Source organism: Aminobacter sp. Piv2-1, from assembly GCF_037625995.1.
Classification (GTDB): Bacteria; Pseudomonadota; Alphaproteobacteria; order Rhizobiales; family Rhizobiaceae; genus Aminobacter.
In genome coordinates, this window is record NZ_JARKMU010000010.1 from 1 (window position 1) to 25,824 (window position 25,824).

Genomic DNA, 25,824 nt, shown 5'->3' on the forward strand with positions numbered 1-25,824 from the left:
GATAGGTCCTCATCAGGATCACGACGAACGAAACCGACACCCCAAAATGCGCCGCGGCCGCGCGGCGTGAACGGCCGGCCTCGACATAACCGACAACACGTTCCCGCAGATCCATCGAATAGGCTTGGGCATCGCAAATCACCTCCTACCGGAAGTGAATCACCAAGTTTGCCTCAATGGAATCCCTCTTGATTCAATCTGAGCGTCCGCCGCTCTAAATCCTTTGTTTACCGTCGATTCGCTGGCCGCCACCTGAAGTGGCCGGAGTGCAATGGCATGCGTTGACATTTGAACTAAAAGAGAACAAATTGAGAACATATTAAAAACAGGAGCGAGTTATGACCGATCTTATCCAGGACGTCGTCTCGATGGTCTGCATGAGCACCTTCCTTGTCACCATGGCGCTGTGGATCGGCGCGCTCTGAAGCGGACGCCCGCCTGGATGCCGATCCGGGTTTGGAAAGACGGGCAGCGGGGATATCCCCGTAACCCAACAGGACGGCCGGCAGCTTTGTTCGGCAATCGCTGCGGGCAGCTGAACCGGAAGCTGGTCAGCCAGTCTTGCGGGTCGTGTCGACGGTCGAGTTGGCCGGCCCGAATATCTCCTCGAATGCGATCTTGAGCGCGACGTCGAGATCCTGCATCTGCACGGGAAGCCCGAGGTCGACCAGGCTGGTGACGCCATGCTCGGTCACCCCGCAGGGCACGATGCCGGAGAAATGGCCGAGGTCCGGCTCGACATTGACGGCGATGCCGTGGAAGCTCACCCAGCGCCGCAGGCGGATACCGATGGCGGCGATCTTGTCCTCGGCGGGCGTACCGTCGGGCAGGGGCGGGCGGTCGGGCCTGACGACCCAGACGCCGACGCGGTCCTCGCGCCGTTCCCCCGTCACGTTGAAGGCGGCCAGCGCCTCGATGATCCAGGCTTCGAGGGCGGCGACAAAGGCGCGGACGTCCTCGCGCCGGCGCTTGAGGTCGAGCATGACATAGGCCACGCGCTGGCCCGGGCCATGGTAGGTGTATTCGCCGCCTCGTCCTGACTTAAATACCGGAAACCGGTCGGGGTCGACGAGATCCTGTTCCTGTGCGCTGGTGCCGGCGGTGTAGATCGGCGGGTGCTCGACGAGCCAGACCATCTCGCCCGCGGTGCCTTGGCGAATCGCATCGACTCGCTCCTCCATGAAGGCGAGGGCCCGATCGTAGGGTGTCAGCCCCGGTTCGATTCGCCATTCGACGGGGGCTGAGCCCGGCATGGGCAGGAACGACGTGGCGATCTGGCTGCGTTCGGTCATTTTCAAGGTCCGTTGATGCGCCAGATATGGCGGCTGATGCCGGAAAGGTCCAGTGCGGAGCTTCCTGGCGGCCACTTGGCGGCCAAGTTCGCCGTCTTCCCCTGGGGCATGCAAGAATGATGGACGAATATTGTTCAGGACGCTTGTTTCCCCGGAAACGATTTGCTACATGCCGCGAGCCGGTTCGGACCGGCCCTTTCGTGACGTGCGGTCGTGGCGGAATTGGTAGACGCGCAGCGTTGAGGTCGCTGTGGGGCAACCCGTGGAAGTTCGAGTCTTCTCGACCGCACCAGTCACTCTATAGTGACATTTCGCTTCGATGCGCTGCCACGAGGCCGCAATGAGAAAAGGCTTGGAACCGATCCAAGCCGAGGCGATTTTTTCGAAGATTTTCCAAGAGATTACCGAGCTGTCCTGCCATACAGGATCGCGCTGTGCCGCATGGCGGCCGCGTGTCTCGGCAAGGAATGTCTGCCCGGAGCGGGAGGACCGCTCCGGGCAGGCTAAGCCGGCTGCTCAGCGGCCGCGCCAGCCCAGCAGGCGCATGGCGTTGGCGGTCACGAGCACCGTGGCGCCGGTGTCGGCGAGGATCGCCGGCCACAGGCCGGTGAGACCGGCAATCGTCGTCACCAGGAACACGGCCTTGAGGCCCAGCGCGATCGTGATGTTCTGGGCAATGTTGCCCATCACGGACTTGGACAGGGCAATCATGTCGGGGATGTCGGAAACCCGGCCGTGAAGGATGGCGGCGTCGGCGGTCTCGAGCGCCACGTCCGTGCCGCCGCCCATTGCGATGCCGAAGTCGGCGGCGGCAAGGGCGGGCGCGTCGTTGATGCCATCGCCGACCTTGGCGACCACCTGGCCCTTTTTCTGCAGCTCGCGCACGATGTTCTGCTTGTCGTCTGGAAGCAGGCCGGCGCGGACATCTATGCCGAGACCCTTGCCGATCGCCTGCCCGGTGGCCTCGTTGTCGCCGGTCAGCATCACGGTGGCTATCCCTTCCGACTTCAGCCTGGCCAAGGCGGCGATGGCATCGGGACGCGGTTCGTCACGCATGGCAAGCAGCCCGGCCGCCTGATCGTCGACCAAAAGCACCGAGACGGTCTTGCCGTCGGCGTTGAACGCGGCGATCCGCTGCTTCAACTCGGACGAAAGGGCACCCAGTGCTTCGGCGGCGCCGGGGGAGGCCAGGAAAATCTGTTCGCCGCCAACCTTGCCGGTCACACCCTTGCCGGCGACGGCCTTGGCAGCCATTGCCGGCGGCACGGGCGCGCCATCTGCCTTGGCCCGGGCGAGGATGGCGAGTGCCAGCGGGTGGCTGGAGCCTGTTTCGAGCGCCGCGGCAAGCGAGAGCACCTTCGCTTCGGGACGGCCGATGCTGACGATGTCGGTGACTTTGGGCTTGCCCTCGGTTAGCGTTCCAGTCTTGTCGAGCGCCACCGTGGTGACCGAGCGCATGCCTTCGAGCACCGCGCCGCCCTTGAGCAGAAGCCCGCGGCGCGCGCCGGCCGAAAGACCGGCGGCGATCGCGGCCGGCGTCGAGATCACCAGTGCGCACGGGCAGCCGATCAGAAGAATGGCGAGGCCCTTGTAGATCCATGCCGACCAATCGCCTCCGCCGACGAGCGGCGGCAGGATTGCGACGAGCGCGCCGACCACAAGCACCGCCGGCGTGTAGTAAGTCGAGAAGCGGTCGATAAAGCGTTCGGTCGGAGCCTTGCTCTCCTGCGCTTCTTCTACCAGCTTGATGACACGGGCGATGGTGTTGTCGGCTGCCGCAGCCGTCACCTTGATCTTCAGCACTGCATCGGTGTTGATCGTGCCGGCAAAGACAGCGTCGCCGACGGACTTCGATTTTGGAACGCTTTCGCCGGTTACCGGCGCTTCGTCGAGCGTGCTCGTGCCTTCGACGATCGTGCCGTCGGCGGCGACCCGGTCGCCGGGGCGGATCAGGATAATGGATCCGACCTTCAGGCCTTCCGCGGGCACCTCCCGGGTGGTGCCGCCCTCTTCGAGCAAGGCAGTCTTGGGCACCAGGTCGGCAAGCCCCCGGATGCTGGCGCGCGCGCGCCGCGCGGCCACTCCCTCCAGAAGCTCGCCGATCAGGAACAGCAGCACCACCATCGAGGCTTCCTGGGTGGCGCCGATAAAGACTGCGCCGATCGCGGCGATGCTCATCAGCGTCTCGATCGAGAACGGCGTGCCGGTGCGTGCAGCGGCAAGGGCGCGGCGCGCCACCGGAACGAGACCGACCGCCAGCGCCACCAGGAAGGCCCAGTGGCCGAGCTGCGGCACCAACTGCCCGATCGCATAGGCGGCGACGAGCGCCACGCCGCAGGCGATGGTCAGCTTCGCCTTGCGCGACGACCACCAGGGACCCTCGTCGAGGTCGAAATGGGCGTGGCCGGCCGTCGTATCGGTGCCATCATCGTGCGCGTGCCCGTGATCGCCATGGCCGTGGTCGGAATGATCGTGCTTGGAATGATCGTGGCCGGCATGGTCATGGGCGCCGTGATCGTGGCTGCAGCTCGGCCCATGCACATGCTTGCTCGAGCTGCCTTCGTTCGGCCGCGCCGCGCCGAGCTCCGCGACCGTATAGCCCAGTGCCTTGACCTGACGAGAAATCTCCGCCGTGGGAGCCTGACCCTTGTGGGAGACGGTCATGGTACCGGCTGAAACCGAGATGCCGACTTCGGTGATGCCGGGCAGGCGGGTTACTGCATTCTCGATCTTGGTTGCGCAGGAGGCGCAATCCATGCCGCCGACGCGGAAACGCGTCTTGGCGATGCTGGCATCGTTCATAATCAGTCCTTTCATCCAATATGACGCGATGCTAGAATCTCTAGCCACTATAGGATCAAGAGGAATTTGCGATGAATTTGCCGATTGGCGAGCTGGCGCGGCGCACGGGCGTCAAGGTGCCGACGATCCGCTTCTACGAGCAGATCGGGCTGATCGACGCGCCGCCGCGCACCGAAGGTAACCAAAGACGCTACGGTAAGACCGAGGTCGACCGGCTGAACTTCATCCGGCATGCCCGCGAACTCGGCTTCGAAGTCGACCACATCCGCGAATTGCTGGCGATGTCACAGGAACCGCAGGCCTCGTGTCATCAGGCCGACAGCATCGCCAAGTCGCATCTGCGTGAAGTCGACAGGCGCATCGAGAAGCTTCAGGCGCTGCGGGTGGAGCTTGCCCGAATGGTCGACGAATGTGGCCACGGCCGTATCTGCGACTGCCGCATCATCGAGGTCCTCGCCGACCACGGCCAGTGTACGGCAGAGCATGTGTCCTGATTGAGACAGGGCTGAAACCGGCTGTGGCCGGCGCTCGCCGCGAGGCGCATTTCATTTGATATTCCGGTCCTTTGCGGTCTACGGATAGCCCACCTCGAATCCCGAAAATCCGCAGACGGGAAGCGCCGATGGAAGCCCAGCAGAACCAGATGCACGGCGCTGACGCCGAGGCCACCGGCGCCGAGATCTACGGCGAAGACGGGGCAATCCTTCACTCGTTCCTAGCCCATATCGGGGCTGCGATCGCCGATCGCGACACGCTGACACTGAAACGCGACGCCGCCGGACTGCACCAGTCCGAGCTCGGCGATCTTCTGGAGGCGCTGCTTCCGGAACAGCGTCTCGCGCTGGTGGAGCTCATGGGCTCCGACTTCGACTTCTCGGCGCTGACCGAGGTCGATGAGGCGATCCGCCTCGACATCGTCGACAACCTGCCGAACGAGCAGATCGCGCAGGCCGTCCAAGAACTCGATTCCGACGACGCGGTCTATATTCTCGAGGATCTCGACGCCGAGGACCAGAACGAGATCCTGGCGCAGCTGCCGTTCACCGAACGCATCCGGCTGCGCCGCTCGCTCGACTACCCCGAAGAATCGGCGGGCCGGCGTATGCAGACCGAATTCGTCGCGGTACCGCCGTTTTGGACCATCGGCCAGACCATCGACTACCTGCGCGACGACAAGGAGCTTCCCGACCGCTTCAGCCAGGTCTTCGTCATCGATCCGACCTTCAAGCTGCTCGGCGCGATGGATCTCGACCAGATCCTGCGCAACAAGCGTGCGGTGAAGATCGAGGAGGTGATGCACGAGACGCGCCACGCCATCCCGGCGACAATGGATCAGGAGGAGGCGGCGCGCGAGTTCGAGCAATACGACCTCCTGTCTGCCGCTGTCGTCGACGAGAACGAGCGTTTGGTCGGCGTGCTCACCATCGACGACGTCGTCGACGTCATCCAGCAGGAAGCCGAAGAGGACCTGCTGCGCATGGGCGGCGTGGGCGATGAGGAACTGTCGGACACAGTGGCCGCGACCTCGCGCTCGCGCGTTCCGTGGCTTCTTGTCAATCTCGGCACCGCCTTCGTTTCGGCTTCGGTGATCAGCATGTTCGGCGCCACCATCGAGGAGATGGTGGCACTGGCCGCGCTGATGCCGATCGTGGCTTCGCTGGGCGGCAATGCCGGCACGCAGACGATGACGGTTACCGTGCGTGCGCTCGCCACCCGCGATCTCGACATCTACAATGCCGGTCGCGTCATCCGCCGCGAGGTGATGGTCGGGATTCTGAATGGCGCGGTCATCGCGTCGATCCTCGGGCTGGTGGCCGGCACCTGGGCCCAGAGCGTCGACCTCGGCTTCGTCATCGCCTCGGCGATGATCGTCAACATGCTCGCCGCGGCGCTTGGCGGAATTCTCATTCCGCTGTTCCTGGACAAGCTGGGCGCGGACCCGGCCATCTCGTCGTCCATCTTCACGACGATGATTACCGACGTCATCGGCTTCCTCGCCTTTCTCAGCCTCGCCACGTGGTGGCTGCACCTTGGCGCGCAGTCCGGCTAGGTGCGTCAATTGACTTTTACGTAAGTCGCGTGCGAGAATCGCAGAGTCTAAGAATTTGCCCGGCTGCGCGGCCGTCTGCCGGCCGGTGTATCCGCCCCGGCAATGTGAGGAGGCGGCGCGGCATGGCCCGTCGGGTGGAGTGGGAATGCGGGAATACTATTCGATCACGGAACTGACCCGCGAATTCGACATCTCGACGCGGACGTTGCGCTTCTATGAAGACGAGGGGCTCGTCTCTCCGGTTCGCCGCGGCAGGACGCGGCTGTTCCGGCCCTCGGACCGGCATCTCATCCGCCAGATCATGCGCGGCAAGCGACTCGGCTTCTCGATCAACGAGATCCGCGAGATCATCCAGATGTACAAGGAACCGCCCGGCGAAGTGGGGCAGCTGAAGCTGATGATCAAGCGGATCGAGGAGAAGCGCGAGGATCTGCGGCAGAAGCGGCGCGATCTGGAAGAAACGCTGGCCGAGCTGGACCAGGCGGAGGAATCCTGCGTCGAACGCCTGGTCGAACTCGGCGTCACCACTTGACCCCTGCAGCTGCAGGCGCCAGGGGCACGGTCAGATCCAGCGCCTGACCCTTTTCGTGTAGTCGATGTATTTCTTGCCGAAACGGGTCTGGAGGTGCTTTTCCTCGCGCTCGATGGCGAGTTTCTGCGTCGCGAAGGCGGCAATCAGGGCCAGGGCGATGAACCAGATGCTCCCGGCGATCAGGCCGATGCCGATCATCATCAGCGTGTTGCCGAAATAGATCGGGTTTCGCGTCAGGGCGAAGGCGCCGTCGGTGACCAGATGGTCGGAAGCCCTGTCCGGCCTGATGGTCGTGTTGCCGCGCTTGAGCGCGCGCATCGCCGAAATCTCGATCGCTACGACTGCCACCACTGCAAGACCGCCGGCGGCGAACAGAATATCGGAAAGCGGCTCGGTGATCCACGGCAGCGGGAGAAAGACCTCAAGCAGGATCGCGACCGCGATCGTCGCAAGATAAATGATCGGCGGCCACGGCACCTTGTTGGGAGCGGCGGAACGATCTGTCATTGCACTCCTCCATTCTGCATTTCGCTGTCCGAGCGCGCGGTGCACATGGCCGTCGTTTCTCGCACGCGGGTCGTCAGCGCCGCGCTCTGCTCACCGGCATAGAAGCGATCGAACGAATCGTCCTTCTGCAGGTCGTCGAGCACGCATGCACAGTAGCGCGCGCAGAATTCGGTGTCGCGGGTCTGCTCGCAGGACAGCTGGCAGGAACTGAGGAACGTCACCTCCCGGGTTTCGACCTGGGCAGGGAAAAACTGTGCAAAGGCCCAGACCAGCGAAATCAGCACCGGCTGGTGGATGAGATAGGCGGCGAGGCCGTGGCGGCCGACGAAGGTCAGCGGCCGTGACCAGGCGCCTGCCTGAAATGCTGCGAGCTTCTCGAACAGGCCGGCCCTCTGTGCAAGCCCGGCGACGCCCATGCCTGCCAGGACCGCGCCGAACCACGGAAACAGCGGCACGTAGTCGTTCGAGCGGGGGACGACGGTCGACAGGCCGACCCACCACAGCGCCGGGTGGTTGAAGATATCCGCGCGCAGGAACTGGGGGGCGGCGATGACCAGTACGGCGATGACCAGGGTCAGCAGGGGCGGCAGGCGCAGGAAGGCGAGGCCGAGCACGCTGGCGAGTGTGATCTGATGCAGGATGCCGAAGAAGATGAACGTGTTCGGCATGGCGAACCATGTCGCCACGGTGATGAGCAGCGCCGCAGCCGCCACCATGGCAAGGCGGCGCCAGTACCTGCCCCAATGAAAGCCCCTGGTGTAAGCCATCACCAGGCTCACACCGACAAGAAAGAGGAAGCTGGAGGCGATGGAGCGCGCGAATATCTTCCAGCCGCCATAGGCGGTCGTGCCTGGATCCATGTAGCCGAAGAACTCCAGATCCCAGGCGAAGTGGTAGATCGCCATGGCGACGAAGGCGACGCCGCGGACGATGTCGATTGTCGAGATGCGTTTCGAGCGGGCCGGAGCCAGGTCGGCGGACAGTTGGGTCGTCATGGATATCACTTTTGCGGTCTGGAACGTTCTTGCGCCAATGCAGTACTATAATGGTTTAAACTAGGCGGTAGTGAGTAGAGTTGCGGCCGATGCACAGAGTTTCTGCGAATGGCGCATCAATCGCGGCCATCGGACGCAGCACCTGGATATTGAAGGGTGACGCCTGCCTGGAGCTTGTATCCGGGGCGCTGGCATTCGGCTACCGTCACGCCGGTGCTGGCAGCGTGGCTGTGTTCGATTTCGGCTCGTCAGGCGACGAAAACGGCCGCCATCTCGACCTTGCCGAGCAGGCGCTGACGGTTGTGCGATTTTGAATTCTCTCCGGAAGGGATTGAATTCCGGGCGTAGCAAGAGGTGACCATGACGGGGCGCATCATGTCGCTGACGGAAGAACTGGTGGCGCGCTGCCATCGTGACGTTGTCGACGAGGGGCCGGATCCTGCCGCGCAGCATCTCGGCGAAGACGATTATGCCCGGATGATCGAGGAGACCATGGCCGCCCGACCGGACGACGGGCCGCTGTGGCTCTTCGCCTACGGGTCGCTGATCTGGAAGCCGGAGGTGGAGCACACCGAGGAGAAGGTGGCGCTGGTGCGCGGCTGGCACCGTTCGTTCTGTGTGAACATGACCCGCTGGCGGGCCACCAAGGCCCAGCCCGGGCTCATGATGGCCATGGACAGAGGCGGCCAGTGCAAGGGGGTGGCGCTGCGGCTCATGGATGGCGACCGCCGCCAGCAACTGGACAAGCTGTTCCGGCGCGAGATGACGCTCAAGCCGTCGACCTACACGCCGCGCTGGCTGAAGCTCTCCACAGAGGAAGGGCCGCTTGTCGCGCTCGGCTTCGTCGCCAACCGCAAGGGGCGCGCCTATGCCGGCGGCATTTCCGAGGACGAAGTGGTGGAACGCATCGCCACGAGCTGCGGCCACTGGGGCTCTGCCGCCGACTACCTGTACAATGTCGTGAAAAACCTTGAGCAGCGGGCGATCCACGACCGGCATCTGTGGCGCCTGCAGCATCTGGTCGCCGAGCGGATCGCGGCGAGAGCCTAAAGGGCCGACGCCGCATTCGCGTCTCCCGGCGTCGGAATTTGGTTTGCCGCCCCCGGCTTTTGTTTCTATAGTTGCCGCCATCGTCGGTTCCGTTTGGAATCAAGAGGGAATGCGGTGAGGGCGTTTTTTGCCCGAAGCCGCGGCTGCCCCCGCAACTGTGTGCGGTTAGCTCTCCCCAAAGGCCACTGAAGCTTGCTTCGGGAAGGCGGGGAAGGGTGTCGATCCGCAAGCCAGGAGACCTGCCGGCGACGGGAAATGAACTCTGTGCCCTCGGGTGGAGGGCGAAAGGACATCGACATGACGACTGTTTCTTCCGCAATCGGCGCCGGCGTTTCTGCCCAGTCGCGCAACATGCAGCTTGCCATGGCGGCACTGCTTGGCCTGTTCTTCGTCGGGTTCCTCGGTTTCTCGCAGATGGAAGTGGTGCACAACGCCGCCCACGACTACCGCCACTCGATGGGCTTTCCCTGCCACTGACGAAGGTCTTCCGACATGTCTGTCTTTCGCAACGTCGTGTTCATCGCGGCGATCAGCGGCCTATTGGCCGGCGTGATCCTTGCCGCGCTTCAGACCTATTCGACCGATCCGCTGATCTTCAAGGCGGAGACCTACGAGAACGCCGGCGGTCATGACCAGATGGCGGCGCCTGCCGCCGGGACCGAAATGTCCGCCCCGGCCGCCGACGCCCAGGCTGCGACACCACCGCAGGAGCCCGAGGCGGAGGCCTGGGCGCCGGCCGACGGTTTCGAACGTTTCGCCTATACGGCGCTTGCAAACGTGGTGAGCGGCGTGGCCTTCGCGCTGATCCTGGTCGCGGCCTCCGAGTTTGCCGGTGGCATCGCCAACTGGCGCCAGGGTGTGTTCTGGGGCTTTGCCGGATTCGCCGTGTTCACGCTCGCGCCCGGCCTGGGACTGCCGCCGGAACTGCCGGCAATGCCGGCCGCCGACCTCGGCGACCGCCAGGTCTGGTGGACGCTCACGGTGCTCGCCACCGCCGCGGGCCTCGCACTCATCGCATTCCGCAAGTCGCTGCCGCTCGCCATCCTGGGCGTCGCCCTGATCGTCGCGCCGCATGTCGTGGGCGCACCGCAGCCGGCAAGCCACGAGACGCCGATCCCGGTGGATCTGCACCGCAGTTTCGTCGTCGCCACCACGATATCGAACCTCGTGTTCTGGGTCGTCCTCGGTGCCGTTGCAGGCTTCGTGCGCGGCCGCTTCATGGGTGAGCGGGGCGAAGCGTTGCGCGGGCATCTTGCCTGAGAAGCTGACCTTCCTGCTCGGCGGGGCGCGCTCCGGCAAGAGCGCGCATGCCGAGCGCCTCGCGACCCAGCATCCCGCGCCGTGGACCTATATCGCCACGGCGCAAGCCTATGACGAGGAGATGCGCGAGCGCATCGACATCCATCGCGCCCGGCGCGGCGCGGGATGGCATACGATCGATGCGCCGCTGGACCTCACTGGCGCCCTCGGCAGCGTCCCGGACGGTGCGACGGTGCTGGTCGATTGCCTGACCCTCTGGCTTTCCAACCACATGCTCGCTGACCATGACGTCGAGGTCGAAAGTTCGAGCCTTGCGGGGCTTCTGGCGCGGCCGCGCGGCCCGTGGTTCGTCGTCGCCAACGAGGTCGGCCTCGGCATCGTGCCGGACAATGCGCTTGGCCGCCGTTTCCGCGACGCGGCCGGACGGCTCAATCAACAGGTGGCGGCAGGCGCCGACGAGGTGCTGTTCTTGGTCGCCGGCCTGCCGATGAGGGTGAAGTGACATGAAGACCATCGACGACCAGAAAGCCGAGCGGCACCGCGCCAAGATGGCCAAGCGCAAGGCGGTGCAGGACGCCGAAGTGGCAGGAAAGACCATCGTCGAGAAGGGCCTTTTGATCGTCAACACCGGGCCTGGCAAGGGCAAGTCGACGGCGGCCTTCGGACTGGCGCTGCGCATGCTCGGCTACGGCCACCGGGTCGGCGTGGTGCAGTTCATCAAGGGCGCCTGGCATTCGGGCGAGCAGGACGCTTTCGCGACCTTCGGCGACCGCGTCGTCTGGCATACGATGGGCGAGGGCTTCACCTGGGAAACGCAGGACATCAAGCGCGACATCGCCGCTGCCGAGGCGGCATGGGCGAAGGCGCAAGAATTGCTTGCCGATCCGAGCATTTCGCTCGTCGTACTCGATGAACTCAACATCGCGCTTCGCTATGACTATCTCGACCTGGACGCTGTGGTTGAGGCCCTCAAGGGCCGGCGCGAAGGGCTACATGTCGTCGTTACCGGCCGCAATGCCAAGCCGGCGCTGGTGGAGGCGGCCGATCTCGTCACCGAAATGGGTGCCACCAAGCACCACTTCTCGGCGGGCGTGAAGGCGCAGAAGGGGATCGAGTTCTGACCGGCAGGGCGCCTTCAGAACCACATGGCCAATCCGACCAGTCCGATCGTGCCGACTAGAATGGCATCGGCCGTCCAATAGAGACGCAAGGCTGCACGGATGTCCGAGGCATTGGCTTCGCGCCGGCCGCCGGCGCCCATGAAGGTGTCGTCGACCATCACGCCGCCATAGCTGCGCGGGCCGGCGAGCGCCAGGCCCAGCGCGCCCGCCATGGCGGCCTCAGGCCAGCCGGCATTGGGCGAACGGTGCTGCTTCGCATCGCGCCAGACCGCGTGCCAGGCAGCCTTCGGGTCCGCGCCTGGAACTGCGAAGGCGGCGAGCACGATTGCCAAGGCCGTCAGGCGCGATGCCGGCAGGTTGATGAGGTCGTCGAAGCGGGCGGCCGCCCAGCCGAAGGCCTCGTGGCGCTTGGTGCGGTGGCCGATCATCGAATCGGCGGTGTTGGCAGCCTTGTAGGCGGCGCCACCGGCAAAGCCGAGGACGGCCAGCCAGAAGGCGGGCGCGGTGATGCCGTCGGAAAAATTCTCGGCCAGGCTTTCGATGGCGGCACGGCTGACGCCGGCTTCGTCGAGGCGTTCCGGGTCGCGTCCGACGATCTGGGATACGGCCTTGCGGCCGGCGGCAAGACCGCCGCTGTCGAGCGCGTCGGCCACGGCGCGGACGTGGATGCCGAGGCTGCGCTGGGCGACGAGGCTGCTCGCCGCGATCGCGGTCAAGAGAATGCCGAAGGGCAGGAGACCGAACAGGCGCTCGATGGCGAATGCCGTGGCGGCGGGAACGGCAACGATGACGACGAGGGCGGCCACGCCCCAGATGCGGCGCATGGCGTCGGTATCGGTGGCGTGGTTGAGGCTCTTGTCGAGAAAGGATATCAGCTGTCCGATCCAGATGACCGGATGGCCGATCTTGCGCACAAGCCGGTCCGGATAGCCGAGGCCGAGTTCAACCAGAAGCGACAGGAAGGCAAGCGGAAAAGACATGACGCTTCTTGCAGGACGAAGGACTGGGACGGTCGATCACGGCGGCAGCCTGGAGCGGGCGAGGGCGCTGTTTCCGGGAGCGCCCGAGCCGTTCGTCGACCTTTCGACCGGGATCAATCCGCACTCCTATCCGCTTTTCGACCTGCCCGCCACAGCCTTGTCGCGCCTGCCGGAGCCTGGAAGGGCGCGTGACCTTTCGGCGGTGGCGGCGACGGCCTATGGCGCGCCGTCGGCAGCCAACGTGGTGCCGGCGCCGGGCACGCAGATCCTCTTGCCGCGCATCGCGTCGCTGGTGCCACCGGGCCGCGCCTTCGTGCTCGGCCCTACATATCAGGAGCACGCTCGAGCCGCCGCCATCGCCGGTCACGAGGTGGCGGAGGTCCGCGACATTGCGCGCCTCGCCGATGCCAACTTCGCGGTCGTGGTCAACCCGAACAATCCCACCGGTCGCGTGGTCTCGCGCCTGGAACTGCTCGGCCTTGCGGAGAAGATGCGGGCGAAGGGTGGGCTGCTCGTGGTCGACGAGGCCTTCATGGATGTCGGCCCTGGCTCGGAAAGCCTCGCCGGCGATGTCGACCAGGGTGGCATCGTCGTGCTGCGTTCCTTCGGGAAGTTCTATGGCCTTGCGGGAATAAGGCTCGGCTTCGCGCTTGCTCACGGCTCGATCGCCGAACGGCTCGAGGAAGAGCTCGGCCCCTGGTCGGTGGCGGTGCCGGCGCTGGAATACGGCATCAAGGCGCTGTCCGATGGCGCCTGGCAAACGGATATGCGTGCGATGCTCGCTCAGGCCGCGCATCGGCTCGACCAGGCGTTCGCGCGCGCAGGCGTGATCACCACGGGCGGCACGTCGCTGTTCCGCCATGTCGACATCGCCGACGCCGCCGGCCTGTTCCGGGCGCTCGGCCGCGAGGGCATTCTCGTGCGCGCCTTCGCCGACCGGCCGACGCAGTTGCGCTGCGGCCTGCCCGGACATGAGGTCGAATGGCGGCGGCTCGACGTGGCGCTGGGCGACTGGGCTCAAGACCGACAGGCGATGCCAAGATGAGCACTTCGACGATCCATGTCTGCCCGCTGTCGAAAGTGGACGAAACCGTTGTTCGCGTAGGCGCCGGGCGGCTCATCTCGCTGCTTTCCGCCGGCACCGAGATGACGCGGCCGGCGTCGCTCCGCGCCGAGGATCACCTGCTCCTGAACATGCATGACATCGCGGCCGAACAGGACGGCATGACGCTGCCGGGCGAGATCCATGTGCGCCGGCTGCTGGATTTTGCGGAAAGCTGGAACCGCGCGCGGCCGCTGGCGATCAACTGCTACGCCGGCGTGAGCCGTTCGACGGCCTCCGCCTACATCATCGCGGCAGCGCTTGCGCCGTCGCGCGACGAGGCGGAACTCGCGGCAAGCCTGCGGCGCCTGTCGCCTACCGCAACGCCCAATCCCCGGCTGATAGCGGTCGCGGACCAGATCCTCGGACGCAATGGCCGGATGATCGCCGCGATCGCCGCGATCGGCCGCGGCTCCGACTGTTTCGAGGGCGTCCCCTTCGGCCTGGAGCTTTAGGCCAGCCAGTCGGAGAGTTTGGCCTTGCGGATGTCGTGGATGAGCCGGACGAAGCCTTCCGCCTGGTGCTCGGCAGTCAGCCGGCCTTTTTCGGCAGTTGCGATCGCGGCATTGCCGACCACGCCGTGCGGGTTGAGGTCGGAGGCGACCCAGGCATAGGCGTGCGTGCCGGTCTGGCGCAGCAGCTCGAACGCCTCCTCGGCGCGCGCGACATTGGAGATGAAGTTCTCCGCCTTGCTCATGTCGACCAGGTCCGGGCGGAAATGCAGCATCAGTGAGGTCTCGACGTCACCGCCGTGGATGCCGTGGCGGTCCTCCAGCTCGGGATACATGCCGGCCGGCCGGCCGAAACGCTGCCAGCTCGTCTTGACCGCAAGCATGTCGAAGCGCACGCGCAGTTCGCGCGTGACGATGCCCATGATCTCCTCGTTGCCGCCATGCGAATTGACGACGACGAACTTGCGGATGCCGGCGCGTGCGACCGAGACGCCGAGTTCGGTCCAGGCGTCGATGAGCGTCGAAGGAGGCAGGGTGAGGGTGCCCGGCGCGTGGACATGCTCATTGGACTTGCCGACCGCCTGGATGGGCAGGAAACGCACGTCGAGTTCGTCGGGCAGGCGTGCGATCACTTCGTCGAGCATGCCGGCCATGATGGTCGTGTCGGTCGAGACGGGCAGATGCGGCCCGTGCTGCTCGATCGCCGCGACCGGAAGCACTGCGATGGTGTTCTCGGGATCGATCGATGCATATTCGGTGGTCCTGTAGTCGCCCCACCATCTTCTCTTTCCCGCCATCGTCCGATCCTCTTCCTCGATGTTGTTGACGATCTACGTCCTGGGCCGGGCCGACGCAATCAACCCGCGGCGATCACCTCGACTTCGACCTTGAACTCCGGCCGGGTGAAGCCGGACACGATCATCAGCGTCGAAGCCGGGGCCGGGTCGGAGAACAGCTTGTCGCGCACGTCCATGTAGGGGCGCATGTGGATCCGGTCCGTGACATAGGCATTGATGCGCACGACGTCGTTGAGGGTCAGGCTCGCCTCGCCGAGAATTGCGGAGATGTTGCGGAAGCAGAGTTCGGCCTGCGCGCCTGCGTCCTCGGGCACCGTGTCGTCGAGGCCGATGCCGAGTTGGCCGGAGCACAGCACGAGCCGCTTGCCGGCCGGAACCTCGACGCCGTGGCTGTAGCGCGCGAATGGCGGCTTGATCGATTTGGGCAGCAGAAATCTCAACATAGGGCTCTCCATTCAAGTGGAGCCTAAAGCGGTCACCACCTTCGTTTCAAGATACCCTGCGCCGATCAGCGCGTCATGGACAGGCGCCTGAAAAATAGGCACTGTGCCGTTCCGAAGGCATGCACCATCCGGCCTTTCCGCGCATGTCGAAGCCAAACCCAGGCAGCCGGCGCGGATCGACATTGGCATGTGCCTTGCTTGAAGCAACGTGGCGGTCATGACCCCGGCTCGGCGGGCAGGGGCTAACGGAGGGTGGTGCTTATGAGCGAATTTCTGAAAATGTCGGCAGGGGCGTCGGTGGTGCTTGTCGCCGCTTCGTTCGGGGCGGCTGCGGCCGAGAAGGTCACCTTCATGACCAACTGGCTCGCCCAGGCCGAGCACGGCGGCTACTACCAGGCCGTCGCCGACGGCACCTATGCGGCCTGCGGCCTCGACGTGACGATCGCCCAGGGCGGGCCGCAGGTCAGCGGACGTCCGTTGCTGCTCGCCGGCAAGATCGATTTCTACATGGGCGGCAACCTGCTCCAGGCGTTCGACGCCGTTCAGCAGAACATTCCGCTCCGCATCGTCGCGGCGTCGTTCCAGAAGGAGCCGCAAGTGGTGATGTCGCATCCCGGCCAGGGACTGGACAAGTGGGAGGACCTGCCGAAGGCCGAGCAGTACATCGTCGGCGACGAAGGCGCCCAGAGCTTCCTGCTGTGGATGGCGACCGACCACGGCTTCGACGTCTCCAAGCGCGTACCCTACACCTTCAATCCCGCACCCTTCATCGCCAATCCGAAGTCGATCCAGCAGGGCTATGTCACATCCGAACCCTTTGCGGTGGAAAAGGAGGGCGGCTTCAAGCCCAACGTCTTCCTGTTGGCCGACTACGGTTTCGACACCTACGCCACGACGATCGAAGCGATGCAGAAGACGATAGACGAGCGCCCGCAGGTGGTGCAGTGCTTCGTCGATGGCTCGGCCAAGGGCTGGTACAATTACCTCTACGGCGACAACAAGGCCGCCAACGAGATGATCAAGAAGGACAATCCGGACATTACCGACGAGCAGATCGGCTTCTCCATCGAGCAGATGAAGAAGTACGGCATCGTCGATTCGGGCGACACGGAGAAGCTCGGCATCGGCGCCATGACCGACGAGCGGATCAAGAGCTTCTACGACAAGATGGTGAAGGCCAAGGTCATCCCCGACGGGATCGACATCAAGAAGGCCTATACACTCGACTTCGTCAACAAGGGTGTCGGCCTCGACCTCAGGAAGTGAAGCCAGCCGAAACATGATGCCCCAGCAGACCAGCATCGCAAGAACCGGGGCAGTGGAGGGCGGCAATCCGCTGCTCGTCCTGCGCGGCGTCGGGAAAAGCTTCTCGAACGGCGTCGTCGCATTGCGCGACGTCGACCTGACGGTCCGGGAAGGCGACTTCGTCAGCCTGCTCGGACCGTCCGGCTGCGGCAAGTCGACGGCCTTGCGCATCATCGCCGGGCTGTCTTCCCCGAGTTCGGGCGCGCTCGACTGGCATAAGGCCCTCGGAGACGACTGCGTCGGCTTTGTCTTCCAGGAGCCGACGCTGCTGCCCTGGGCAAGCGTATTCGACAATGTCTGGCTGCCGCTGCGGCTTCGGGGCGTGTCGCGGGAGGCGGCGCGACCGGCGGTGATGGAAATGCTGGAGCGGGTCCATCTCGCCGGCTTCGAGACGGCGGTGCCGCGCGAACTCTCCGGCGGCATGAAGATGCGCGTCTCGATCGCGCGGGGGCTGGTCACCAAGCCGCGGCTGCTGCTCATGGACGAGCCGTTTGCCGCGCTCGACGAGATCACGCGCTTCCGCCTCAACAACGACCTGCTGGAGCTTTGGCAGGACGAGCGCTTCACCGTGGTCTTCGTCACCCACAGCGTGTTCGAGAGCGTGTTCCTGGCGAACCGGATCGTGGTGATGGCGGCGCGGCCGGGGCGGGTGTTCGAGGAGTTCGCGGTCGACGCGCCCTATCCCCGGGACGAGACGTTCCGCACCTCCATCGACTACGCAGCACTTTGCCGGCGCGCGTCCGCCGTGCTTTCCTCGGCTATCCATTCCAAGGGTGGGGCGAGCCATGACGATCATTGAACAGGCAGGCGCCGTGCTCGACCCGGAGGAAGCCAGGCGCGTCCGCGCCGAGCGGCTGGAGCGCCTGGGCAAGTGGCTTTTGCCGCTGGCGATCATGGTGCTCTCCATCTGGCTGTGGGACCGCATCTGTGTGTGGAACGAGATCCCGCAATACATCCTGCCGCGGCCGGGTGTGGTGCTGGACACGCTCTTCAAGGACGCGCCGCTTTTGTTTTCGTCGCTGCTGGTGACGCTCAGGATCACCTTCCTCAGCCTGTTGCTCGCCGTCGTCGGCGGCGTGGGGCTTGCGGTGCTGTTCGCCCAATCGAAATGGGTGGAGATGTCGTTCTTCCCCTTCGCGGTCGTGCTGCAGGTGACGCCGATCGTGGCGATTTTCCCGCTCATCAACATCTATGTCGACAACCAGACGGCCAAGCTGCTGCTCTGCGCCTGGATCGTCGCGTTCTTCCCGATCCTGTCGAACACGACGCTTGGCCTCAATTCGGTCGACCGCAACCTGCGCGACCTGTTCAAGATGAACGGCGCGACGCGCTGGCAACAGCTGTGGCACCTGCGCCTGCCGGCGGCGATGCCCTATTTCCTCGGCGGCCTGAAGATCGCCGGCGGCCTGTCGCTGATCGGTGCGGTGGTCGCCGAATTCGTCGCCGGCGCCTCGGGCCAATCATCGGGGCTCGCCTCGCGCATCATCGAGGCCGGCTACCGGCTCAACGCGCCGCGCCTCTTTGCAGCTCTTATCCTCATCTCGGTGACAGGTATCCTGATCTTCCTCGTGCTGTCGCTGGTTTCCCATCTCATCCTGCGGCGCTGGCACGAAAGCGCGCTCAAGCAGGAGCGCTAGCCGTGACCTTTTCGAATTCCAGAACCTACCGTCTGTCCAATGCGCGCATCCATTCGTCGCTCGCGCCTGGCCTTTCCCTGGCGGTCGACGGCGACGGGTTTGCGCTGGTCGACATCGCGGTGGCGGACGGCAGGATCGCCCGCATCGGAGCGGCGGCGAACGTTGCGGGCGGGTTCGACCTGAAGGGCCGCATCGTCCTGCCTTGTTTCGTCGACTGCCACACCCACATCGACAAGGGGCACATCTGGCCGCGCCAGCCCAACCCTGACGGTTCGTTCATGGGCGCGCTGGCCGCGACGGGGACCGACCGCGCGGCGCGCTGGAGCGCCGAGGACGTGGCGCGCCGCATGGATTTCTCGCTGCGCACCGCCTACGCGCACGGCACCAAGGCGATGCGCACGCATCTCGACAGCGTGGTGCCGCAGGAGGAAATTTCCTGGCCGGTCTTCGAGGCGATGCGCGAACGCTGGCGCGGCCGCATCGAGTTGCAGGCCGCCTGCCTGTTCGGCATCGAGGAGGTGCGCGACCGGGGCTGGTTCGCCGGCATGGCGCGTCGCGTCGCCGGGGCACATGGCGTGCTGGGCGCGGTGACATACATGATGCCCGACCTCGACGAGTTGCTCGACGTCATGTTCCGGGCTGCGTCCGAACACGGCCTCGATCTCGACTTCCACGCCGACGAGACGGACGACGTCGGCGCCGTGTCGCTGCGCAGGATCGCCGCGGCCGCCCTGCGACATCGTTTCGAGGGCAAGATCCTCGTCGGCCACTGCTGTTCGCTGGCGCGCCAGCCTGACGAGGAGGTTCTCGGCACGCTGGACGAGGTCGCCAAGGCCGGGATTGCCGTCGTTTCGCTACCGATGTGCAATCTCTATCTGCAGGACCGGCGGCATGACGCGACGACGCCGCGCTGGCGCGGTGTGACGCTGCTGCACGAGATGAAAGCGCGCGGCATTCCGGTGAGCGTCGCCTCCGACAATGTGCGCGATCCCTTCTACGCCTATGGCGATCTCGACATGCTCGAGGTCTATCGCATGGCGACGCGCATCCTGCATTTCGACCATCCCGTGGCCGACTGGCCGATGGCGGTTGCCGCAACGCCGGCTGGGGTGATGCGGCTCGACGGCGCGGGCGTGCTCGCGGTGGGCGGTCCGGCCGACTTCATCATCTTCAAGGGCCGTAACTGGACCGAGCTTTTGTCGCGGCCGGAGTCGGACCGGATCGTCGTGCGCGACGGAAGGCCGATCGATGCAGCACTGCCCGACTATTCCGAACTCGACGATCTGATGGGGTGAGACGATGGACCTTGCCGGGCTTAAGCGCGATCTCGACGGGCTCAGGATCGAGGACAACGAGAAGATCGTGCAGCAGAAGAGTCGCGACTTCTACTGGTACAGCCCGGTGCTGAAGCGCCAGCTCGACCATGTCACCGGCGACCTGATCGTTTCGCCGAAGAACGAGGCCGAGGTCATCCGCACGCTTGCGGCCTGCCACAGGCATGGCGTGCCGGTCACCCCGCGCGGCACGGGCACGGGCAATTACGGCCAGGCGATGCCGCTTTCGGGCGGTGTCGTGCTCAGCCTTGCCGAGATGAACCAGGTGACGGCGATCTCCCCTGGCCGGGTCGTCAGCGGGCCGGGGGCAGTGCTGGCAGACATCGACCGCGCCACACGCGCCCATTCCGGCCAGGAGCTCAGGCTTCACCCCTCGACCTACAACACCGCCTCCATCGGCGGCTTCATCGCCGGCGGCTCGGGCGGTGTCGGCTCGATCAATTTCGGCGGCCTGCGCGATTTCGGCAACGTGATCAGGCTGCGCGTCGTGACGATGGAGACGGAGCCGAAGGTCCTCGAACTGACCGGCGAGGCGCTGCACAAGGTCACCCACGCCTACGGCACCAACGGCATCATCACCGAGGTCGAGATGCCGCTGACCGCTTCCTACGACTGGGTGGACGTGATCGTCGGGTTCGACAGCTTCATGGCCGCCGCCCGTTACGGCAATGCGCTGGCCTGCCAGGACGGGATCCTTACCAAGCTGGTCACGCCGATCGCAGCGCCGGTGCCCTTCGCCTATTTCAAGCGCCATCAGCGCTTCCTGCGCGAGGACCAGAGCATCTGCGTGGTCATGGTGGCGCCGCATTCGCTCGATGCGTTCCTCGCCTTCACCCGCCGCGAGGGCGGCGACGTGTTGTTCAACGCGGCGACCGCCGAGGACACCAAGGGCCTGCCGCCGGCCTATGAACTGGCCTGGAACCACACGACGCTCCGGGCCCTGCGGGTCGATCCGTCGATCACCTATCTGCAGTCGCTCTATCCATTCCCCAACCAGCTGGCGCTGGTGGAGAAGATGGACGCGATGTTCCCCGGCGAGGTCTTCTCGCACCTCGAATTCGTCCGCTTCGACGGCAATATCACCTGTTTTGGCCTGCCACTGGTGAAGTTCACCACGGAGGAACGGCTCGACGAGATCATCCGTCTGCACGAGGACAATGGCTGCCCCATCTTCAACCCGCATCGTTTCACGCTGGAGGAGGGCGGCATGAAGCAGACCGACGACGTCCAGCTCGCTTTCAAGCGCGAGGCCGACCCGAGCGGGCTGCTCAATCCCGGAAAGATGATCGCCTGGGAAAACCCGAACTACGATTACCGAAGCGGCAAGACTTTTCTCTTCAAGGGCTTGCAGAAGGCAAGCTGAACTGCGCGATGAAGATCCTCGTGCTCTATGCCCATCCCGTCGAAACGAGCTTCAATGCGGAGCTTCACCGGCTCATCGTGCAGCGGCTCATGGCCGCCGGGCACGACGTGGACGACTGCGATCTCTATGCCGAGGATTTCGACCCGCGGCTGACGCGGGCCGAGCGGCTCGGCTACCATGAGGCGAGGTCGGACGACGATGCGATGGCATCCTACGTTCGGCGCCTGCGCCGCGCCGAAGGGCTGGTGCTGTGCTTCCCGGTCTGGAACTATGGCTATCCGGCCATGTTGAAGGGGTTCTTCGATCGCGTGTTCTTGCCAGGGGTGTCGTTCAGGCTGGTCGACGGCAAGGTGGTGCCGATGCTGCACAACATCCGCAAGGTCGTGGCGGTCGCGACCTATGGCGGCAGCCGGTTGCGCGCCATGCTGATGGGCGATCCGCCGCGCAAGCTCGTCGGGCGGGTCCTGCGCGCCAACGTCCGTCCGGGCGCGCCGGTAGCCTACCTGGCGCAGTACTCACTGAATCTCTCGACCGACAGTACGCGCAAGGCCTTCATGCTCAGGGTGGCCGAGAGGATGGGCCGGTTCTGATGCGGGTGCTGATCGTCTATTGCCATCCGGTGCCCGACAGTTTCTGCGCCGCGGTCTGCGAGACCGCGCTGGAGGCGATCAGGGCCAAGGGGTGCGAGGCGCGGCTGCTCGACCTCTATGCCGAGAACTTCGATCCGGTGATGCGCTGCGACGAGCGGCGGTTCTACAACGACCGCGCCCCGATCGATCCGACCCTGCAGGCCCATATCGACCACATCAAGTGGGCGGAGGAAATCGTCTTCATCTACCCGACCTGGTGGTACGGACTGCCGGCCATGCTCAAGGGCTGGCTCGATCGCGTCTGGGCGACCGACGTGGCCTTCGAACTGCCCAAGGGCAAGGGGGCGATCAGGCCCTTGATGACCAACATCTCCAAGATCGCGGTCGTGACGACCTGCGGTGCGCCGCGCCTATGGTCGCATCTGGTCGGCCATCCCGGCCGGAAGACGATCCTGCGCGGCATCAGGGCCCTGTGCGCAAGGCGCTGCCGTACGCTTTTCATGGCGCATTACCTGATGGACAGCTCGACGCCGGAATCGCGCGGCGCCTTCCTCGACCACGTGAAGCGGAAGCTCACGGCCTTCTGATCTACATCCGCACGCGCTCGGCTCTGGGGTCGTACATCGGTTTGAGCGAGGCCTCGGCGGCGAAACGCTCGCCGGCGATCTCGATCTCGTAGTGCGAGCCGAGCACGTCGGCTTCGGTCTCGTTGGTGCAAGGCACATAGCCGAGGCCGATGGCGCCGCCGAGATGGTGGCCGTAGTTTCCGCTCGTGATCGTGCCGACGATCTTGCCGTCGCGGACGATGGCCTCATTGTGGAACAGCAGCGGTTCGGGCTTCGTCAGGCGGAACTGGACCAGCCGACGACCGAGCCCGGCGTCACGCTTGCGTAGCACCGCGTCGCGGCCGATGAAATCGCCCTTGCCTGACTTCACCGCAAAGCCGAGGCCGGCTTCCAGCACATGGTCCTCGTCAGTGATGTCGTGGCCGAAATGGCGGAATGCCTTCTCGATCCGGCAGGAATCGAGCGTGTGCAGGCCGCAGAGCTTCAAGCCGAGATCGCGGCCTGCGTCCTCTATCGCCTCGAAGACGTGGGCCGCCTGATCGGTCGGGACATAAAGCTCCCAGCCAAGTTCGCCGACATAGGTGACGCGATGCGCGCGGGCGAGGCCCATGCCGATCTCGATCTCCTGCCAGGTGCCGAACGGATTCTTGTCATTAGAAAAATCGTTGGGGCTGACCTTCTGGATCAGCTCGCGCGACTTCGGTCCCATTAGGCAGAGCACGCTCTCGGACGCCGTGACGTCGGTGATGACGACGAACTCGCCGCTAAGATGCTTGCGGAACCAGGCGAGGTCTCGCTGAAGCGTCACGCCGGGCACGACGGCCAGGAAGGCCGTTGGCGAAAAGCGGGTGACGGTCAGGTCGCTCTCGATGCCGCCGCGCTGGTTGAGCATCTGCGTGTAGACGATCCTGCCCGGCTCGACGTCCATGTCGTTGGCGCAGAGGCGCTGGAGATAGGCAAGGGAATCGCGACCCTCGATGCGGATCTTGCCGAAGGAGGTCATGTCGAACAGGCCGACGCCATTGCGGACCGCCAGATGCTCCTCGCGCTGGTTGTCGAACCAGTTCTGCCGCTTCCACGAGTATCTGTATTCGCGCTCCTGGCCTTCGCGGGCAAACCAGTTGGCGCGCTCCCAGCCGGCGACTTCGCCGAACACGGCGCCGCGCGCCTTGAGATGCTCGTGGAGAGGTGAACGCCTGACGTTCCGCGCGCTCGCCATCTGGCGATAGGGGAAATGGTCGGCGTAGAGCAGGCCGAGCGTCTCGGATACGCGCTCTTTCAGGTAGCTGCGGTTCTTCTGGAACGGCTGGGCGCGGCGGATGTCGACCTCCCAGAGGTCGAAGGGCGCCTCGCCATCGTGGATCCACTGCGCCAGCGCCATGCCGGCGCCACCCGAGGAGACGATGCCGATGGAGTTGTAGCCGGCGGCGACCCAGTAGCCGCCGAGTTCCGGCGCTTCGCCGAGATAGTAGCGGTCGTCGGGGGTGAAGCTTTCCGGGCCGTTGAAGAAGGTATGGATGCCGGCGGTTTCCAGCATCGGCATGCGGTTCACGCCCATTTCGAGGATCGGCGCGAAGTGGTCCATGTCCTCGGGCAGCTGGTCGAAGCAGAAGTCCTCGCGGATGCCGTCCATGCCCCAGGGTTTGGCGACCGGCTCGAATGCGCCGAGCATCATCTTGCCGGCATCTTCCTTGTAGTAGGCGCACTCGTCGGGCACGCGCAGGACGGGCAGGCGCCCGAGACCCTTGATCGCCTCGGTGACGAGGTAGAAATGCTCACACGCATGTAGCGGGATGGTGACGCCGTTCCGGGCGCCAAGCTCGCGCGCCCACATGCCGGCGCAGTTGACGACGATGTCGGTCTCGATGGTGCCCTGTTCGCCGCCTTGCGCCCACGATACGCCGGAGACGCGGCCGTTTTGGGTGTGGACCTTGGTGACCTTGACGTTCTCGACGATCCTGGCGCCGCGCTGGCGGGCGCCCTTGGCCAAGGCCATCGCGATGTTGGCCGGGTCGCACTGGCCGTCGAGCGGCAAATGCACCGCGCCGACCACGTCTGAAACATTGAGATGCGGGTACATCTCCTTGACTTCGCTGGGCGAAATCTCGCGCACATCGACATTGAAGGCGCGCGCGAGCGAGGCCTGGCGATAGATCTCGTGCTTGCGCTCCTCGGTCAGCGCCACGGTGATGGAGCCGACCTGGCGCATGCCGGTGGCGACGCCGGTCTCGGCCTCGAGCTTGACGTAGAGGTCGGCCGAGTATTTCGCCAGCCGCGTCATGTTCTGCGAGGCGCGCAGTTGCCCGATCAACCCCGCCGCGTGCCATGTCGTGCCTGACGTGAGCTGCTTGCGCTCCAGAAGCACGATGTCGGTCCAGCCGAGCTTCGCCAGATGATAGGCGACGGAGCAGCCGGACACGCCGCCGCCGATGATGACGGCGCGGGCACGGGCGGGGATTTCGGTCATGCGGCAGACCTCTCGTAGCTGTTGGCGAAGTGCCTGAGCCGGCCGGCGGCCTCCCTGAGCACCTCGTCGGGCTGGCACAGGCTGATGCGGATGTGACCGGCGGCGGCGTCACCGAAGCTCTTGCCCGGCATGACGGCGACCTTCTCGCGCTCGAGCAGGTCCCAGGCGAACTTCTCGCAGTCGGGCTCGATGGCGCTGATGTCGAGCATCACATACATGCCGCCCTCCGAGCCGCGCACGGTGACGTTGTTGAGGCCGCGCATGGCGTCGAGGAAGTGGGTGCGCCGGTCGGCATAGGTCTTGGCGATCCACTCGACGCCGAAGTCGTTTTCCAGAGCCTCGATCGCCGCGCGGCTGACGAAATCGGTCAGGCCGTAGGTGGTGACGAGGTTGAGGTTGATGATCAGCGACACGAGATCGGCGGGCGCGGTGAGCCAGCCGATGCGCCAGCCGGTCATGCCGTGGCTCTTGGACATCGAATTGATGACCAGCGTGCGCGCGGCCATGCCGGGCAGGGCGCGCGGCGACACATGCTCGCCGTCGCCGAGTGTCCAGTAGACCTCGTCGGACAAAAGCCAAAGATCGCGGCGGATGCAGAGCTCGGCGATGTTTTCCAGGCATTTGCGCGAGTAGATCGCACCCGTCGGATTGTTGGGCGTGTTGATCAGGATCGAGCGCGTGTTGGGCTTCAGCGCCTTTTCGATCTCTTCGGTGCGCGGCTGGAAGCCGTCGGCGGCATGGGCCTCGACCACCGTGTAGGTGGCGCCTGCGGCGCGGAAGGTGCCGGGATAGGTTGCGTAGTAGGGGGCCACGACCACTGCGTGGTCGCCCGGATCGTGCGTCGCCTGCACGGCGGCGTAGAGCGAGGCCTGGCCGCCCGGCGTGGCGATGATCTCGGCGAGCGCGGTGTCGACGCCGGTGCAGCGGGCCGAGACCTTGGCCATGGCGGCGCGCAGGCGCGGCAGGCCGGGCAGCTGCGTGTAGTGGTGGAAGCCGGAACGCACCGCTTCCACGCAGGCCTCGACCGTTTCGGACGGCGTGTCGAAGTCGTGGTCGCCGACCGACAGCATGATGATGTCTTCGCCGGCCTGCTTGCGCGTCATGGCGGCGAAATGCACTTCCCAGCCGTCCTTGCCGGAAGGGACGATGCCGGAGATGCGGGAGGATGGTTTCGGCATG

27 protein-coding genes, 1 tRNA gene, 1 pseudogene and 1 riboswitch are annotated in these 25,824 nt (G+C 65.2%); of the genes and pseudogenes, 19 read left to right on the forward strand and 10 right to left on the reverse strand.

Going from position 1 to position 25,824, the window contains the following annotated elements; all coding sequences use genetic code 11:
• Together AmiPiv_RS18010 and lipB are read right to left on the reverse strand one after the other, a co-directional pair.
• Positions 1 to 115: pseudogene (locus AmiPiv_RS18010) on the reverse strand (IS630 family transposase); the annotation flags it as partial.
• A gap of 436 nt (positions 116 to 551) precedes the next feature.
• A complete protein-coding gene (gene lipB, locus AmiPiv_RS18015) occupies positions 552 to 1,292 on the reverse strand; it encodes a lipoyl(octanoyl) transferase LipB (RefSeq protein WP_340038872.1) in 741 nt (246 codons plus the stop codon).
• Between the two features lie 207 nt (positions 1,293 to 1,499).
• Here lipB and AmiPiv_RS18020 point away from each other — a divergent pair.
• Positions 1,500 to 1,584: transfer RNA gene (locus AmiPiv_RS18020), tRNA-Leu, on the forward strand.
• Between the two features lie 224 nt (positions 1,585 to 1,808).
• On the opposite strand, the gene AmiPiv_RS18025 is transcribed toward AmiPiv_RS18020, so the two are convergent.
• Positions 1,809 to 4,094: a heavy metal translocating P-type ATPase gene (locus AmiPiv_RS18025; protein WP_340038873.1), complete on the reverse strand. Its 2,286-nt coding sequence runs from the start codon at positions 4,092 to 4,094 to the stop codon at positions 1,809 to 1,811.
• A 71-nt stretch (positions 4,095 to 4,165) separates the two neighbouring features.
• On the opposite strand from AmiPiv_RS18025, the gene AmiPiv_RS18030 reads away from it, so the two are divergent.
• The 3 genes from AmiPiv_RS18030 (at position 4,166) to AmiPiv_RS18040 (ending at position 6,676) form a co-directional block, all read left to right on the forward strand.
• On the forward strand, positions 4,166 to 4,588 hold the full coding sequence (locus AmiPiv_RS18030) for a MerR family transcriptional regulator (protein ID WP_340038874.1): 423 nt from the start codon (positions 4,166 to 4,168) through the stop codon (positions 4,586 to 4,588).
• A 128-nt stretch (positions 4,589 to 4,716) separates the two neighbouring features.
• Positions 4,717 to 6,144 carry a magnesium transporter gene (gene mgtE, locus AmiPiv_RS18035; protein WP_340038875.1) on the forward strand — a complete coding sequence of 476 codons (1,428 nt, stop codon included), beginning with the start codon at positions 4,717 to 4,719 and terminating at the stop codon, positions 6,142 to 6,144.
• 145 nt (positions 6,145 to 6,289) lie between these two features.
• On the forward strand, positions 6,290 to 6,676 hold the full coding sequence (locus tag AmiPiv_RS18040) for a MerR family transcriptional regulator (protein ID WP_340038876.1): 387 nt from the start codon (positions 6,290 to 6,292) through the stop codon (positions 6,674 to 6,676).
• Between the two features lie 30 nt (positions 6,677 to 6,706).
• Here AmiPiv_RS18040 and AmiPiv_RS18045 read toward each other — a convergent pair whose 3' ends face one another.
• Together AmiPiv_RS18045 and AmiPiv_RS18050 are read right to left on the reverse strand one after the other, a co-directional pair.
• Positions 6,707 to 7,183, reverse strand: a complete 477-nt coding sequence (locus AmiPiv_RS18045) for a methyltransferase family protein (RefSeq protein ID WP_340038877.1) — start codon at positions 7,181 to 7,183, stop codon at positions 6,707 to 6,709.
• Positions 7,180 to 8,178 (reverse strand): heparan-alpha-glucosaminide N-acetyltransferase, encoded by a 999-nt coding sequence (locus AmiPiv_RS18050; RefSeq protein ID WP_340038878.1) that lies wholly within the window; start codon positions 8,176 to 8,178, stop codon positions 7,180 to 7,182. The genes AmiPiv_RS18045 and AmiPiv_RS18050 overlap by 4 nt, the downstream gene beginning before the upstream one ends.
• Before the next feature lie 89 nt (positions 8,179 to 8,267).
• Between AmiPiv_RS18050 and AmiPiv_RS18055 the strand changes: the two genes are divergently transcribed.
• The 6 genes from AmiPiv_RS18055 to cobO all read left to right on the forward strand — a co-directional run bounded on the left by AmiPiv_RS18055 (position 8,268) and on the right by cobO (position 11,609).
• Positions 8,268 to 8,492, forward strand: a complete 225-nt coding sequence (locus AmiPiv_RS18055) for a hypothetical protein (protein ID WP_340038879.1) — start codon at positions 8,268 to 8,270, stop codon at positions 8,490 to 8,492.
• Positions 8,493 to 8,538: 46 nt separating this feature from the next.
• Complete coding sequence (locus AmiPiv_RS18060) at positions 8,539 to 9,228, forward strand: gamma-glutamylcyclotransferase (RefSeq protein ID WP_340038880.1); 690 nt, start codon at positions 8,539 to 8,541, stop codon at positions 9,226 to 9,228.
• Between the two features lie 67 nt (positions 9,229 to 9,295).
• A riboswitch (cobalamin riboswitch) is annotated at positions 9,296 to 9,489 on the forward strand.
• 36 nt (positions 9,490 to 9,525) lie between these two features.
• Positions 9,526 to 9,705 carry a CbtB domain-containing protein gene (locus tag AmiPiv_RS18065; RefSeq protein ID WP_340038881.1) on the forward strand — a complete coding sequence of 60 codons (180 nt, stop codon included), beginning with the start codon at positions 9,526 to 9,528 and terminating at the stop codon, positions 9,703 to 9,705.
• 15 nt (positions 9,706 to 9,720) lie between these two features.
• Positions 9,721 to 10,488, forward strand: a complete 768-nt coding sequence (locus AmiPiv_RS18070) for a CbtA family protein (RefSeq protein ID WP_340038882.1) — start codon at positions 9,721 to 9,723, stop codon at positions 10,486 to 10,488.
• Positions 10,481 to 10,990, forward strand: coding sequence for a bifunctional adenosylcobinamide kinase/adenosylcobinamide-phosphate guanylyltransferase (cobU, locus tag AmiPiv_RS18075; RefSeq protein WP_340038883.1), 510 nt, complete (start codon positions 10,481 to 10,483; stop codon positions 10,988 to 10,990). The genes AmiPiv_RS18070 and cobU overlap by 8 nt, the downstream gene beginning before the upstream one ends.
• 1 nt (position 10,991) lies before the next feature.
• A complete protein-coding gene (cobO, locus tag AmiPiv_RS18080; RefSeq protein WP_340038884.1) occupies positions 10,992 to 11,609 on the forward strand; it encodes a cob(I)yrinic acid a,c-diamide adenosyltransferase in 618 nt (205 codons plus the stop codon).
• A gap of 14 nt (positions 11,610 to 11,623) precedes the next feature.
• Here cobO and cbiB read toward each other — a convergent pair whose 3' ends face one another.
• Positions 11,624 to 12,589: an adenosylcobinamide-phosphate synthase CbiB gene (gene cbiB, locus AmiPiv_RS18085; RefSeq protein ID WP_340038885.1), complete on the reverse strand. Its 966-nt coding sequence runs from the start codon at positions 12,587 to 12,589 to the stop codon at positions 11,624 to 11,626.
• Here cbiB and cobD point away from each other — a divergent pair.
• Both cobD and AmiPiv_RS18095 read left to right on the forward strand, forming a co-directional pair.
• Positions 12,588 to 13,634 (forward strand): threonine-phosphate decarboxylase CobD, encoded by a 1,047-nt coding sequence (gene cobD / locus AmiPiv_RS18090; RefSeq protein ID WP_340038886.1) that lies wholly within the window; start codon positions 12,588 to 12,590, stop codon positions 13,632 to 13,634. The genes cbiB and cobD overlap by 2 nt on opposite strands.
• Positions 13,631 to 14,146: a tyrosine phosphatase family protein gene (locus tag AmiPiv_RS18095; protein WP_340038887.1), complete on the forward strand. Its 516-nt coding sequence runs from the start codon at positions 13,631 to 13,633 to the stop codon at positions 14,144 to 14,146. The genes cobD and AmiPiv_RS18095 overlap by 4 nt, the downstream gene beginning before the upstream one ends.
• On the opposite strand, the gene AmiPiv_RS18100 is transcribed toward AmiPiv_RS18095, so the two are convergent.
• Both AmiPiv_RS18100 and AmiPiv_RS18105 read right to left on the reverse strand, forming a co-directional pair.
• Positions 14,143 to 14,940 carry a creatininase family protein gene (locus AmiPiv_RS18100; RefSeq protein ID WP_340038888.1) on the reverse strand — a complete coding sequence of 266 codons (798 nt, stop codon included), beginning with the start codon at positions 14,938 to 14,940 and terminating at the stop codon, positions 14,143 to 14,145. The two genes, AmiPiv_RS18095 and AmiPiv_RS18100, sit on opposite strands and share 4 nt — an antisense overlap.
• A gap of 59 nt (positions 14,941 to 14,999) precedes the next feature.
• Positions 15,000 to 15,383: a RidA family protein gene (locus tag AmiPiv_RS18105; RefSeq protein ID WP_340038889.1), complete on the reverse strand. Its 384-nt coding sequence runs from the start codon at positions 15,381 to 15,383 to the stop codon at positions 15,000 to 15,002.
• 261 nt (positions 15,384 to 15,644) lie between these two features.
• Here AmiPiv_RS18105 and AmiPiv_RS18110 point away from each other — a divergent pair, with 261 nt between their 5' ends.
• From AmiPiv_RS18110 to AmiPiv_RS18140, 7 genes are read left to right on the forward strand one after another with little or no spacing between them, the layout of a single operon-like run.
• Positions 15,645 to 16,649, forward strand: a complete 1,005-nt coding sequence (locus AmiPiv_RS18110) for an ABC transporter substrate-binding protein (RefSeq protein ID WP_340038890.1) — start codon at positions 15,645 to 15,647, stop codon at positions 16,647 to 16,649.
• A 13-nt stretch (positions 16,650 to 16,662) separates the two neighbouring features.
• The gene (locus AmiPiv_RS18115) at positions 16,663 to 17,487 is read left to right on the forward strand and encodes an ABC transporter ATP-binding protein (RefSeq protein ID WP_340038891.1); all 825 of its coding nucleotides are present in this window, start codon (positions 16,663 to 16,665) and stop codon (positions 17,485 to 17,487) included.
• On the forward strand, positions 17,474 to 18,325 hold the full coding sequence (locus tag AmiPiv_RS18120; protein WP_340038892.1) for an ABC transporter permease: 852 nt from the start codon (positions 17,474 to 17,476) through the stop codon (positions 18,323 to 18,325). The genes AmiPiv_RS18115 and AmiPiv_RS18120 overlap by 14 nt, the downstream gene beginning before the upstream one ends.
• A 2-nt stretch (positions 18,326 to 18,327) precedes the next feature.
• Positions 18,328 to 19,620 (forward strand): cytosine deaminase, encoded by a 1,293-nt coding sequence (locus AmiPiv_RS18125; RefSeq protein ID WP_340038893.1) that lies wholly within the window; start codon positions 18,328 to 18,330, stop codon positions 19,618 to 19,620.
• 4 nt (positions 19,621 to 19,624) lie between these two features.
• Positions 19,625 to 21,022 carry an FAD-binding oxidoreductase gene (locus AmiPiv_RS18130; protein WP_340038894.1) on the forward strand — a complete coding sequence of 466 codons (1,398 nt, stop codon included), beginning with the start codon at positions 19,625 to 19,627 and terminating at the stop codon, positions 21,020 to 21,022.
• An 8-nt stretch (positions 21,023 to 21,030) separates the two neighbouring features.
• Positions 21,031 to 21,612 carry an NAD(P)H-dependent oxidoreductase gene (locus AmiPiv_RS18135; protein ID WP_340038895.1) on the forward strand — a complete coding sequence of 194 codons (582 nt, stop codon included), beginning with the start codon at positions 21,031 to 21,033 and terminating at the stop codon, positions 21,610 to 21,612.
• Positions 21,612 to 22,199, forward strand: a complete 588-nt coding sequence (locus tag AmiPiv_RS18140; RefSeq protein WP_340038896.1) for an NAD(P)H-dependent oxidoreductase — start codon at positions 21,612 to 21,614, stop codon at positions 22,197 to 22,199. Before AmiPiv_RS18135 ends, AmiPiv_RS18140 begins: the two co-directional genes overlap by 1 nt.
• A 1-nt stretch (position 22,200) precedes the next feature.
• Here the strand turns inward: AmiPiv_RS18140 and AmiPiv_RS18145 are convergent, their stop codons facing one another.
• Positions 22,201 to 24,645, reverse strand: coding sequence for a GcvT family protein (locus AmiPiv_RS18145; RefSeq protein WP_340038897.1), 2,445 nt, complete (start codon positions 24,643 to 24,645; stop codon positions 22,201 to 22,203).
• Positions 24,642 to 25,823, reverse strand: a complete 1,182-nt coding sequence (locus AmiPiv_RS18150; RefSeq protein WP_340038898.1) for a pyridoxal phosphate-dependent aminotransferase — start codon at positions 25,821 to 25,823, stop codon at positions 24,642 to 24,644. The genes AmiPiv_RS18145 and AmiPiv_RS18150 overlap by 4 nt, the downstream gene beginning before the upstream one ends.
• Position 25,824 lies beyond the last annotated feature (1 nt).